The sequence below is a fragment of the Streptacidiphilus sp. PAMC 29251 genome (assembly GCF_054208735.2).
The window spans coordinates 7383608-7395739 of the sequence record NZ_CM135725.2 but is presented as its reverse complement, the minus strand read 5'-3'; the positions used below and the strand labels follow the sequence as shown (position 1 = coordinate 7395739).

At 71.3% G+C, this 12132-nt stretch carries 11 protein-coding genes; 3 read left to right on the top strand and 8 right to left on the bottom strand.

What is annotated here, in order from left to right:
• The 4 genes from ACXKR8_RS35065 to ACXKR8_RS35050 form a co-directional block, all read right to left on the bottom strand.
• The gene (locus tag ACXKR8_RS35065) at positions 1 to 444 is read right to left on the bottom strand and encodes a fic family toxin-antitoxin system, toxin component (protein WP_458268581.1); all 444 of its coding nucleotides are present in this window, start codon (positions 442 to 444) and stop codon (positions 1 to 3) included.
• Positions 441 to 674, bottom strand: coding sequence for a toxin-antitoxin system HicB family antitoxin (locus ACXKR8_RS35060; protein WP_458268580.1), 234 nt, complete (start codon positions 672 to 674; stop codon positions 441 to 443). Before ACXKR8_RS35060 ends, ACXKR8_RS35065 begins: the two co-directional genes overlap by 4 nt.
• A 23-nt stretch (positions 675 to 697) precedes the next feature.
• The gene (locus ACXKR8_RS35055; RefSeq protein ID WP_458275167.1) at positions 698 to 2005 is read right to left on the bottom strand and encodes a class I SAM-dependent RNA methyltransferase; all 1308 of its coding nucleotides are present in this window, start codon (positions 2003 to 2005) and stop codon (positions 698 to 700) included.
• A 95-nt stretch (positions 2006 to 2100) separates the two neighbouring features.
• The gene (locus ACXKR8_RS35050) at positions 2101 to 4188 is read right to left on the bottom strand and encodes an APC family permease (RefSeq protein WP_458268579.1); all 2088 of its coding nucleotides are present in this window, start codon (positions 4186 to 4188) and stop codon (positions 2101 to 2103) included.
• A 424-nt stretch (positions 4189 to 4612) separates the two neighbouring features.
• On the opposite strand from ACXKR8_RS35050, the gene ACXKR8_RS35045 reads away from it, so the two are divergent.
• Positions 4613 to 5275: a potassium channel family protein gene (locus ACXKR8_RS35045; RefSeq protein ID WP_458268578.1), complete on the top strand. Its 663-nt coding sequence runs from the start codon at positions 4613 to 4615 to the stop codon at positions 5273 to 5275.
• Positions 5275 to 5943, top strand: coding sequence for a potassium channel family protein (locus ACXKR8_RS35040; RefSeq protein ID WP_458268577.1), 669 nt, complete (start codon positions 5275 to 5277; stop codon positions 5941 to 5943). Before ACXKR8_RS35045 ends, ACXKR8_RS35040 begins: the two co-directional genes overlap by 1 nt.
• Before the next feature lie 65 nt (positions 5944 to 6008).
• Here the strand turns inward: ACXKR8_RS35040 and ACXKR8_RS35035 are convergent, their stop codons facing one another.
• The 4 genes from ACXKR8_RS35035 to ACXKR8_RS35020 are packed head-to-tail and all read right to left on the bottom strand — an operon-like array spanning position 6009 to position 10399.
• The gene (locus ACXKR8_RS35035; protein ID WP_458268576.1) at positions 6009 to 6716 is read right to left on the bottom strand and encodes a DUF3159 domain-containing protein; all 708 of its coding nucleotides are present in this window, start codon (positions 6714 to 6716) and stop codon (positions 6009 to 6011) included.
• A gap of 6 nt (positions 6717 to 6722) precedes the next feature.
• Positions 6723 to 7124 carry an OB-fold nucleic acid binding domain-containing protein gene (locus tag ACXKR8_RS35030; protein WP_458268575.1) on the bottom strand — a complete coding sequence of 134 codons (402 nt, stop codon included), beginning with the start codon at positions 7122 to 7124 and terminating at the stop codon, positions 6723 to 6725.
• 45 nt (positions 7125 to 7169) lie between these two features.
• The gene (locus ACXKR8_RS35025; RefSeq protein WP_458268574.1) at positions 7170 to 7853 is read right to left on the bottom strand and encodes a response regulator; all 684 of its coding nucleotides are present in this window, start codon (positions 7851 to 7853) and stop codon (positions 7170 to 7172) included.
• A complete protein-coding gene (locus tag ACXKR8_RS35020; RefSeq protein WP_458268573.1) occupies positions 7850 to 10399 on the bottom strand; it encodes an ATP-binding protein in 2550 nt (849 codons plus the stop codon). The genes ACXKR8_RS35025 and ACXKR8_RS35020 overlap by 4 nt, the downstream gene beginning before the upstream one ends.
• Positions 10400 to 10564: 165 nt before the next feature.
• Between ACXKR8_RS35020 and ACXKR8_RS35015 the strand changes: the two genes are divergently transcribed.
• Positions 10565 to 11977 (top strand): amidase, encoded by a 1413-nt coding sequence (locus ACXKR8_RS35015; protein ID WP_458268572.1) that lies wholly within the window; start codon positions 10565 to 10567, stop codon positions 11975 to 11977.
• Positions 11978 to 12132 lie beyond the last annotated feature (155 nt).

Below are 12132 nucleotides of genomic sequence, written 5' to 3'. Positions count from 1 at the left end.
CTACGACTCCTCGTCCTCCGCGCCGCCGACCCCGCCGCCGTCACCGTCCTCGTCCTCGCCGTCCGGCAGCTGGTCGACGATCCAGCCGGCCAGTCGTTCGGACGCGGCCTCGACGCTGATCCGGCCCTCGCGCATGGCCCGGGCCAGGCTGCGCATCTCGCGGGTGGTGGTGGCCACGTTGGCGCCGCCGGAGACCAGGTAGGCGAAGGCGACGGCGGTGGCGAACAGCTCGTTGTTGCGTTCCAGCGCGGGCACCCGGATCAGCTGGTGCATCAGCGCCGCCGCCCGGTCCTCGGGCTCGGGGTAGACCAGGACGTCGAAGATCTCTGCCTGGTGCCGGGTCACCGCCGCGACCAGAGAGCCGTAGTCGGTGACCCTGGGGTCGCCAGGGGTGTACTGCTCGGCGACCATGAGCAGCCAGGACAGGTCGATCTCGACGTTCAACGGCGCTGACCCGTCACCTCGGGGTCGCCGAACTCGGCCAGGAAGGCCGCCTCGTACTCCTTCATGAACTGCGCGGCCGCGTCCACGAAGGACCGGCCGGTCTCACCCATGTCCTGCTGGACCAGCTTCTCGATGTACTGGTTCATGCTGATCCCCTCCTGTTCCGCCCTGGAACGGGCTATCTCCGCTGTGGTGGCGTCCACTCGGACGTTCAGCTGCTTCTTCGTCATATCTCCAAGCTAGCGCGATTCTGCTAGCGCGCAAGCCCCATCGGCTCCAGGATCGCCACGCACTCGAAGTGCTGCGTCATCGGGAACAGGTCGAAGGCCCGCAGGCTGATCGGGCGGTAGCCGGCGTCGGCGAAGAAGGCCAGGTCACGGGACAGCGCGGCCGGGTCGCAGGCCACATAGGCGATCCGGCGGGGGCTCAGCCCGGCCAGGTGGCGCACGGTCTCCCGGCCCGCGCCGGAGCGCGGCGGGTCGAGCACCACCAGGTCGGTCTCGGTGATGCCGGTCCGCGGCAGCAGCCGCTCGACCTTGTCGCACTCGATCCGGACCCGGCCGTCGCCGATCAGGTCGGAGAGGTTGTGCCGGGCGTCCGCCACCGACTGCTTGGAGGACTCGATGCCGAGCACCGCGCCGTCCTCGCCCAGCTGGTCCGCCAACGCGCCGGCGAACAGCCCGACCCCGCAGTAGAGATCCAGCGCGTTCTCGCCCTCCTGCGGGTCCAGGCCCTCGAGGACGGCCGAGACCAGCAGGTCGGGGGCCTCCGGGTGGATCTGCCAGAAGCCGCCGTCGCTGACCCGCCAGGTGCGGCCTGCCGCGCGCTCGCGGACGAAGGAGCGTCCGTGCACCTTGTGCAGGCCGCCGTGGCCGTCGATCCGCATCACCGACACCGGCCGGTCCAGCTCCACGATCGGCAGCCGGCTGTCGCCGCGCGGGGTGAGGATCACCTGGCGGTCGGAGGAGCCGCTGGACGCGACCGCCTCGACCGTCGCCATGCCGTCCCAGGCGCGGGACTCCACGCCCAGCTCGTCCACCCCTGGCGCGGCGATCAGGCAGCCGTCGACCGGCTGCACCTGGTGCGAGCGGTGCCGGCGCAGCCCGGCCCGGCCGGTGGCCGGGTCCACCGCGTACTGCACCCTGGTCCGCCAGCGCGGGACGGTGCCGGCGGCCCGCTTGCCGCCGACCGGCTCCACGCTGCCGTCCCAGCCCGCCTCGGCGGGGCTGAGCTTGGCCAGCTGGCGCAGCTGCTCGGTCAGCACCTGCACCTTGAGCTTGCGCTGCGCGCCGGGCGTGGCGTGCTGCCAGTCGCAGCCGCCGCACTTGCCGGGCCCGGAGAACGGGCAGGGTGGCTCGATCCGGTCCTTGGACGGCTGCAGCACCTCCACCGCGTCGGCGCGGAGGAACCTCGAGGACTCGGTGCCGTCGGTCACCTCGGCGACCACCAGCTCCCCCGGCAGCGCGTGCCGGACGAACAGCACCCGGCCCTCGTGCCTGGCCACGCAGTGGCCGCCGTGGGCGACCGGGCCGACCTCCACCTCGTACCGCTGCCCGACCAGGGACGCTGCCTCCGACGAGTCGGCGGAGGCCGAAGCGGCGGCGGACGCGGATGAGGTGGCGGAGGCGGATGAGGTGGGGGTCCTGCCGGCGGGTGTCACGCTTTGCTGTCCTTGCTTTCGGTCGGGGTGCCGCCCGGCTGAACGCTGTCAGGACGGGCGCCCGCGCGCTTCTGCACACGGCGGAGGTCTCCGCGGCGGATCTGCCCGGGGGCGTTCCACTCGACCGGCTTGCGGCGGCGCTCGGAGGACTCCAGCTGCCAGGGTACCGAGGTCACCATCACCCCAGGCGTGAACAGCAGCCGGCCCTTGAGCCGGAGCGCGCTCTGGTTGTGCAGCAGCTGCTCGTACCAGTGGCCGACCACGTACTCCGGGATGTAGACGGCGACCACGGCGCGCGGGCTGTCCTTGCGCAGCTGCCGGACGTAGTCCACCACCGGGCGGGTGACCTCGCGGTACGGCGAGTCGAGCACCTTCAGCGGGATCTCGATGCCGCGCCGCTCCCAGTCCTTCTTCAGCGCCGCGGTGTCCGCCGGGTCCACGTTGACGGTGAGCGCCTCCAGCGTGGAGGTGTGCGCGGAGCGTGCGAGCTGGGCGTACGCCAGCGCGCGCAGGGTCGGCTTGTGCAGCTTGGAGACCAGCACCACCGAGTGCACCCGGGACGGCAGCACCGCCTCGTCCGGACGCTCCTCGGCGGCGACCAGCTCGGTGGAGACCCGGTCGTAGTGCCGCCGGATCGCCTTCATCATGATGAAGAAGACCACCATCAGCAGGCAGGAGACCCAGGCCCCGGACAGGAACTTGGTCCCCAGCACCACGACCAGGACGCAGGCGGTGAAGCACAGCCCGATGGTGTTGATCACCCGGCTGCGCATCATCCGGCGGCGTACGGCGGGGTCGGTCTCGGTCTTCAGCAGTCGGGTCCAGTGCCGGATCATGCCGGTCTGGCTCATGTTGAAGGAGACGAAGACGCCGATGATGTAGAGCTGGATCAGCCGGTTGGGGTCGGCCCCGTAGCCGATGATGAAGACGATGGCGACGCCGGCCAGCATGATGATGCCGTTGGAGAACGCGAGCCGGTCGCCGCGGGTGTGCAGCTGGCGCGGCAGGTAGCGGTCCTGGGCCAGGATCGAGCCGAGCACCGGGAAGCCGTTGAAGGCGGTGTTGGCGGCCAGCACCAGGATCAGCCCGGTGACCGCGGCGATGAAGTAGAAGCCCGGCGTGAAGTTGCTGAACACCGCGCTGCTGATCTGCGCCAGCGCCGTCTTCTGGTGGTAGTTCGACGGTGCCCCGATCAGCTGGCTGGTGTTCTCGGACATCTTCAGACCGGTCAGATTACCCATCCAGATGATCCCGATCAGCATGATCACCGAGATCACCGCCATCATCAGCAGCGTGGTGGCGGCGTTCTTGCTCTTGGGCTTCTGGAACGCCGGGACGCCGTTGCTGATCGCCTCGACCCCGGTGAGCGCGGCACAGCCCGAGGAGAAGGTCTTGAGCAGCAGGAACACCAGCGCGATACCGGCGACGTCGGTGTGTCCGGGCGCGGCGACCAGGTTGAACTTGTAGCTGGCCGCGTGCATGTCGCTGCCGAACCCGTAGTGCCGGATCGCGGCGTAGCCCATCAGGCTGAAGATGCCGATCATGAAGCCATAGGTCGGCACGGCGAAGGCGGAACCCGACTCGCGCACCCCGCGCAGGTTCATGCCCATCAGGATGATCACCAGCGTCACCGAGATGACCACCTCGTGCCCGTGCAGGGCCGGCACCGCCGACACCACGTTGGCGACACCGGAGGTGGTGGACACCGCGACGGTGAGCACGTAGTCCACCATCAGCGCCGCCGCCACGGTGAGCCCGGCGTTGCCGCCCAGGTTGACCGTGGCGACCTCGTAGTCACCGCCGCCGCTCGGGTAGGCGTGCACGTTCTGCCGGTACGACGCGACGACGACCAGCATCACCAGCGCCACCACCCCGCCGACCCACCAGGAGAAGTGGATGGTGGTGATACCGGCGACGGCCAGCGCCAGGAAGATCTGCTCCGGCGCGTACGCCACGGAGGAGAGCGCGTCGGAGGCGAAGACCGGCAGCGCGATCCGCTTCGGCAGCAGCGTCTCACCCAGCTTGTCGCTCTGGAGGGCGCGGCCGATCAGGATCCGCTTGGGCACGTCGGTGAGTTTGGACACGACGAGGATCGTAGAGCCTGTGTTTGACGCGCTCTTAACGCCCCTCCGTGTTGGCAGCCTCCATCACTCCTCGCGGAGCTGCTACCGGACCTTGGGAAGCAGCGATCGACAGGCGGCAATTCACAGGAGGATCGGCCCCGATGCCTTACTTCCCAAGGGAATCGGCCCACCGGGAACCCCCGAAGCACCCTATTGGGCCACTGTTGGGTTGCTGATTGGTATCGACCCGGTGTGAGTCGGCGCACGCGCTCTTACCCAGGCTTCCCAGGTATCTGCCAGTTCTCCCCGCTTCCCGGGGTGTGGCACCCCCGGGAAGCGGGGTACCGGGGTTGTGTCATTGCCGCGCCGGGGTGCGACCCTGGTGCGGGCACCGTTCGAACAGGTGCCAGGATTCGAACCGGGACATCACACCGGAAGGACGGGCGTGCACATCGTCATCATGGGTTGCGGTCGCGTGGGCTCTGCTCTCGCGCGCACCCTCGAGAAGCAGGGTCATTCGGTCGCCATCGTCGACCAGGACCCCACGGCGTTCCGCCGTCTCGGTTCGGGCTTCACCGGTCAGCGGGTGACCGGCGTCGGATTCGACCAGGACACGCTCCGCGAAGCCGGCATCGAAGAGGCCGGGGCCTTCGCCGCTGTCAGCAGCGGCGACAACTCCAACATCATCGCGGCCCGGGTGGCCCGGGAGAACTTCGGCGTCGAGAACGTCGCGGCCCGGATCTACGACCCCCGCCGCGCCGAGGTCTACCAGCGGCTGGGCATCTCCACCGTCGCCACGGTCCGCTGGACCGCCGACCAGATGCTGCGCCGGCTGCTGCCCAGCGGCGCCGAGCCCAACTGGCAGGACCCCAGCGGCGCGGTACAGCTCGCCGAGGTCCCGGTGGCCGCCGGCTGGATCGGGCTGCGGCTGTCCAAGCTGGAGCAGGCCGCCAATGTGCGGGTCGCCTTCGTCAGCCGTCTCGGCGTGGGCACCCTGCCCACCGCGGAGACCGTGCTGCAGGAGGGCGACCTGGTGCACATGATGATGCGCACAGCAGACCTCGAGGCCGTCGAGGCCGTATTCGCGAAGGGCCCGGAGGATCACTGATGCGGGTAGCCATTGCCGGGGCCGGTGCGGTGGGACGATCCATCGCGGGCGAGCTGCTGGAGAACGGCCACGAGGTGCTCCTCGTGGACAAGAACCCCAAGTCCATCTCGGTGGAGCGGGTGCCGCAGGCCGAATGGCTGCTCGCGGACGCCTGTGAGATCACCGCGCTGGACGAGGCGGCGCTGCAGCGCTGCAACGTGGTGATCGCCGCGACCGGGGACGACAAGGTCAACCTGGTGGTCTCGCTGCTGGCGAAGACCGAGTACGGCGTGCCGCGGGTCGTCGCCCGGGTGAACAACCCGCGCAACGAGTGGCTGTTCAACGAGGCCTGGGGTGTGGACGTCGCCGTCTCCACCCCGCGGCTGATGTCGGCGCTGGTCGAGGAGGCCGTCAGTGTCGGCGACCTGGTCCGGCTGATGCGCTTCAGCCAGGGCGACGCCAACCTGGTCGAGATCACCCTGTCCGACACCGCGACCGCGGTCGGCACCCGGGTCAGCGACGTCGAGTGGCCGCAGGACACCGCGCTGGTCACGATCATCCGCGAGGGCCGGGTGCTGGTGCCCAGCGGCAGCGACAGCCTGGAGGGCGGCGACGAACTGCTGTTCGTGGCGACCGCCGAGCGCGAGGGCGAGCTGGAAGCGCTGCTCGCCGGCGAGCACGAGGAGTAGCCAGTACGGCAGACGGGTGAGGGCCGGTGACCAGGTGGTCACCGGCCCTCATTCGTGCAGCGCGCCTAGCGGTGTTCGGCCTCGGTCGGGACGGAGAGTTCCTGCTCCTCGGCCGACTCCTCGTCCTGGAGGACCTTGATGGGCGGCGGGGCCTTGGACAGGATCAGCCAGGACAGGTAGATCGCGATCAGCCACGGCGGAACGCCCAGGCCGATCTTGGCGACACCCAGCCAGGTGACCTTGTTGGCCCAGTAGAGCGGGAACAGGATCGCCGCACGCAGCGCGAACAGCGCGATCCAGACCCAGGTGGCCTTGGTGTACGCGGCCAGCCGGCCCGGGTTCTGGGTGCGCCAGGTCATGTTCTCGCCCAGGATCGGGCCGAGCATCATCCCGATCAGCGGCCAGCGCACCAGCACCGACACCAGGTAGACCAGGCCCAGCACCACGCCGTAGATCATCGACGGCAGGTAGAAGTTCTCGGCCTTGCCCGACTTCAGGGCGATGAACGCGCCGATGGCGACGCCGAGCACCCCGCCGAAGGCGTGCTTCAGGGTCTCCCGGCGGGCCAGCCGGACCACCACCAGCAGCGCGGTGATGCCGACGGCGGACCAGGTCGAGACCCCGAGGTCCTTGGTGATCGTGTACAGCAGCACGAAGACGAAGCCGGGGACGGTCATGTCGACCATGCCCCGCACCCCGCCGAAGGCGTCGATCAGCGAGGTGTCGACCTCGCTCTTCTCAGCCTTCTCGGCCGACTGCAGACTGTGGCTCACGTGGTGCTACTCCGATCCGACGGGGCGCAGCTCGTACCGGGGGTTGAAGAGCACCCGGCGGCCCCGCGCATGGCTGATGCGGCCGTGGGCGACCAGGCGGCGGCCCGGTTCGATCCCGGCGATGGAGCGACGGCCGAGCCAGACCACGTCCAGCGCGTCGGTGCCGTCGAACAGCTCGGCCTCCAGCGCGGGAACGCCGGCCCGGGGGCGCAGGGTGACCGCACGCAGCGTGCCGGTCACCGTGACCTCCTGGCGGTCCTGGCAGGAGGCGATGGGGGTGCAGCCCGCTGTCACGGCGTCCTGGCGGAGTTCCTCCGCCTGAAGTTCCTCGCTGCTCGCCGCCAGGCGGTTGAGCATGCGGCGGAACCGTCCCCCCTGCTTCTGGTCACTCCCGGTGTCACCACTCATGACCGAAGCGTACAGCGCTCCACCTCACTGATTCGCTGTACGAGTTCACTGTTCGAAGCGGTAGCCCATGCCGGGTTCGGTGATGAAGTAGCGGGGGTGCGCGGGATCGGCCTCCAGCTTGCGGCGGAGCTGCGCCATGTAGACCCGGAGGTAGTTGGTCTCGGTGCCGTAGGCCGGTCCCCAGACCTCCTGGAGCAGCTGCTTCTGGCTGACCAGCCGGCCCGCGTTGCGGACCAGGACCTCCAGCAGATGCCACTCGGTCGGGGTGAGCCTGACGTCCGCGCCCTCGCGCTGGACCCGCTTGGCGACCAGGTCGACGGTGAAGGCGTCGGTGCTGACCACCGCCTCGTCCGGCTCGCTGCCGACCGGGGCGGCCCGGCGGACCGCGGCGCGGAGCCGGGCCAGCAGCTCGTCCATGCCGAAGGGCTTGGTGACGTAGTCGTCGGCGCCGGCGTCCAGGGCCTCGACCTTCTCGTCGGAGGCGTGCCGGGCGGACAGCACGATCACCGGGATCTTGGTCCAGCCGCGCAGGCCCCTGATCACCTGGGTGCCGTCCATGTCCGGCAGGCCGAGGTCGAGCAGCACCACGTCCGGGTGCCGGGCGGCGGCGAGTTCCAGCGCGGAGGCGCCGTCGTGGGCGGCGTCGACCTCGTAGCCGCGCGCCCGCAGGTTGATCACCAGCGCGCGGACGATCTGCGGCTCGTCGTCGACCACCAGGACCCTGGTCATGCGGGACCGTCCTTCATCGGGGAGAGCGCGTTCGGGGAGAGCGGCTGTGGGGAGAGCGTGTGCGGGAGGGTGAAGACCATGGTGAGGCCGCCGCCCGGGGTGTCCTCGGCGGCGAGGCTGCCGCCCATGGCCTCGACGAAGCCCCGGGCGACGGCGAGGCCCAGGCCGACGCCCACGCCCCTCGGCGCGTCGCCGTAGCGCTGGAACGGCTCGAACACCTTGTCCTTGGCCTCGTCCGGGATGCCGGGGCCGTGGTCGGCGACCCGGAGTTCCAGCCGTTCGGGCTCGCCCAGCAGCCGGAGCAGGCTGCCGGAGACCAGCACCTGGCCCTTCCCCTGGTACTTCACGGCGTTCTCGATCACATTGGCCAGCGCCCGTTCCAGCAGTCCCGGGTCGCCCTCGACCATCGGCAGGTCCTCGGGCACGTCCAGCCGCACCGAGCCGGCCGGGACGCCGCGCAGGGCCATCGGGACCACCTCGTCCAGGTCGAACTCCCGGACCAGCGGGACCACGGCGCCGGTCTGCAGCCGACTCATGTCCAGCAGGTTCCCGATCAGGTGGTCCAGCCGGTCGGCGCCCTCCTCGATCCCGGCCAGCAGCTCCGCCTCGTCCTCGGCGCTCCAGCTGATGTCCTCGGCCCGCAGCGAGGAGACCGAGGCCTTGATGCTCGCCAGCGGGGTCCGCAGATCGTGCGAGACCGCCGCCAGCAGCGCGGTGCGGATCCGGTTGCCCTCGGCGAGCCGGCGGGCCTCGGCGGCCTCCTCGCCCAGCCTGCGCCGGTCCAGCACCACCGCCGCCTGCGCCGCGAACGCGCCCAGCACCCGGCGGTCGCCGGCCGGCAGCACCCGGCCGGACAGCGCCAGCGCCAGCCGCTCCCCCACCGGGACGTCCACGTCCGCGTCCTCGGGACGGGTCACCGGGTCGGGGCCGACCGCGCCGGCGCAGGTCCACGGGCCGAAGTCCTCGCTGCGCTCCAGCAGCGCCACCGACTCCATCTGGAAGGTCTCCTTGACCCGTTCCAGCAGCGCGGGCAGGGCCTGCTCACCGCTCAGCACGCTGCCGGCCAGGAAGCTCAGCGTCTCCGCCTCGGCCCGGCTGCGGGCGGCCTCGGCGGTGCGGGAGGCGGCCAGGTCGACCACATAGGCCACCGCCAGCGCCACCGCCAGGAAGACCGCGATGGCGAGGATGTTCTGCGGGTCGGAGACGGTCAGGGTGTGCAGCGGCGGGGTGAAGTACCAGTTGATCAGCAGTGAGCCGACCAGCGCCGAGGCCAGCGCCGGGAACAGCCCGCCGGTCAGCGCGGCGGCCACGGTCAGCCCGAGGTAGAGCAGCATGTCGGTGTTGCTGGTCCTGGTGCCGCCCAGGCCCCAGGTCAGCAGCAGCGGCCCGGCCACCCCGAGCACCCAGCCGATCGCGGTGCGGGCGGGCCCGAGCCTGGCGATCCGCCGGATCGGGCGGACCCGGCCCCTGGCGACGTGCTCATGGGTGACGATGTGGACGTCCACGTCCCCGGCCTCGCGGGCCACGGTGGCGCCGACCCCGGGGCCGAGCACCCACTGCCAGGTCTTCCGGCGGCTGCTGCCCAGCACGATCTGGGTGGCGTTGACTCCCCGGGCGAAGTCCAGCAGCGAGCCGGCGGCGCTGTCGCCGAGCACCGAGTGGAAGCTCCCGCCGAGGTCCTCGACCAGGGCCCGCTGCACGGTCAGCTCCTCCGGCGAGGCCCCGGTCAGGCCGTCGCTCCTGGCCACGTACACGGCCAGGATCTCGCTCCCTGAGCCCTTGGCGGCGATCCTGGCGGCCCGGCGGATCAGGGTCCGGCCCTCGGGCCCGCCGGTGAGGCCGACCACGATCCGCTCGCGGGCCTGCCAGGTGTCCTTGATCCGGTTGTCGGCGCGGTAGCGCTGCAGGTACTCGTCCACCCGGTCGGCCGTCCACAGCAGGGCCAGCTCGCGCAGGGCGGTGAGGTTGCCGGGGCGGAAGTAGTTGGAGAGCGCGGCGTCGACCTTCTCCGGGGCGTAGACGTGGCCGTGGGCCAGCCGCCGCCGCAGCGCCTCGGGGGCCATGTCGACCAGCTCGATCTGCTCGGCCCGGCGGACCACCTCGTCCGGCACGGTCTCCTGCTGGCGGACGCCGGTGATGCCCTGCACCACGTCGGCGAGCGACTCCAGGTGCTGGATGTTGACGGTGGAGATGACGTCGATCCCGGCGTCCATCAGCTGCTGCACGTCCTGCCAGCGCTTGGCGTGGCGGGAGCCGGGGATGTTGGTGTGGGCCAGTTCGTCCACCAGGGCGACGGCGGGGCGGCGGGCCAGCACCGCGTCCACGTCCATCTCGGCGAAGACCGAGCCGCGGTGCTCCAGCGAGCGCCGGGGCACCACCTCCAGGCCCTCGACCAGGGCGGAGGTGCGGGCGCGCCCGTGGTCCTCGACGAAGGCGACCACCACGTCGGCGCCGCGCTCCAGCCGGCGGTGGGCCTCGCCGAGCATGGCGCAGGTCTTTCCGACCCCGGGAGCGGCCCCCAAATAGATCCGCAGCCTGCCGCGCATGTCCGTCCTCGCTCCTCGTCCCTCGCCGAAGCGTACGGGAGGGCGGCCCGGAAGGGCCTGCTCAGCGGGGCCCGCGGGGCAGTATTGACGCCATCCTGACGCACCCTGTCCTACCGTCGGCCCCGGTGCGAGGATCGACGGCACCACGACCCGAGGGGAATTGCAATGACGCAGCTCCATGACCTGACCGCGCTGGAACAGGGCGAGTTGATCAGCACCGGGAAACTCTCCCCGGTGGAACTGACCGACCATTACCTGGAACGGATCGACCGGCTCAACGCCACCGTCGGCGCGTACATCACGGTCACCCCGGAACTCGCCCGCGAGCAGGCCAGGCAGGCCGAGGCCGCGCTGGGCGAGGGCCGGGCGCTGTCGCCGCTGCACGGGGTCCCGGTACCGGTCAAGGATCTGAACTTCGTCGCCGGGGTCCGCGCGACCCAGGGCTCCGCCGCCTTCGCCGGGCACGTCGCGGACACCGACGACCATGTGGTCACCAGGCTGCGCCAGGCCGGGACGGTCATGCTCGGCAAGACCAACACCCCGGAGTTCGGGCTGCCCTGCTACACCGAGAACGAGGTCGCGCCGCCCGCCAGGACCCCCTGGGACCTGGAGCGCTCGGCCGGCGGCTCCAGCGGCGGGGCCGGGGCGGCGGTGGCCTCCGGGCTGGCGCCGCTGGCCCAGGGCAGCGACGGCGGCGGGTCGATCCGGATCCCGGCCTCGGTCTGCGGCCTGTTCGGGATCAAGCCCAGCCGGGGCCGGGTCAGCAGCGGCCCGACCCTCTACGACATCAGCGGGCTCAGCACCAGCGGCCCGATGGCCAGGACCGTCGCGGACGCGGCGGCGCTGCTGGACGTGCTGGCCGGGCCGATGCCGGGAGACGCCTACACCGCCCCCGCGCTGCCCCCGGGCGAGACCTTCCTGGACCAGGTGGACCGCGAGCCGACCGGCCTGCGGATCGCCGTGCTGACCGCTCCGGCCGTCCCCGGCGTCACCGTGCACCCGGACTGCGTCACCGCCGCCGAGAACGCCGCCGAGCTGCTCTCCTCGCTCGGCCACCGCCCGCAGCCGCTGGAACTGCCGGCCGACGACACCCTGCGGCTGGTCTTCGAGCAGGTGTGGGCGGTGATGGCGACCCAGCGGCCGGTGCCGGACGAGTCGCTGCTGATGCCGCTGACCCGGCACCTGCGGGCCCGCGGGCAGGCGGTGTCGGGTCCTGACTTCGCCACCGCGCTCTACACCTTCCGCGCGGTCGGGTCGCTGGTGGCGAGCCTGCAGCAGGACTTCGACGTCATCCTCAGCCCCACCCTGGCCCAGCCGCCGGCGCTGGTCGGCGGCCTGCGCGACGACGCGGACCCGGCCCAGGAGTTCGACAACCTCACCGCCTTCACCCCGTTCGCCGCCCTCTACAACGCCACCGGGCAGCCCTCGGTCAGCCTGCCGCTGCACTGGACCGAGGCCGGGCTGCCGATCGGCGTGATGCTCGGCGGCCGCTACGGCGACGAGGCCACGCTGATCTCGCTCTCCGCCCAGCTGGAACGCGCCAGGCCCTGGGCCCACCGCAAGCCCGCGCTCTGGTAGCCACGGCTCCTGCCAGGTGCGGCTACTGCCCGGTGCGGCTACTGCCCGGTGCGGCTACTGCCGTGCTTCGCACAAACGCCATGCCGCTGTAACACCCGTCCATTGACCCGTCCGAACGGCCTTGCGACCATCGGCGCATGACCTCCTCGACCTGT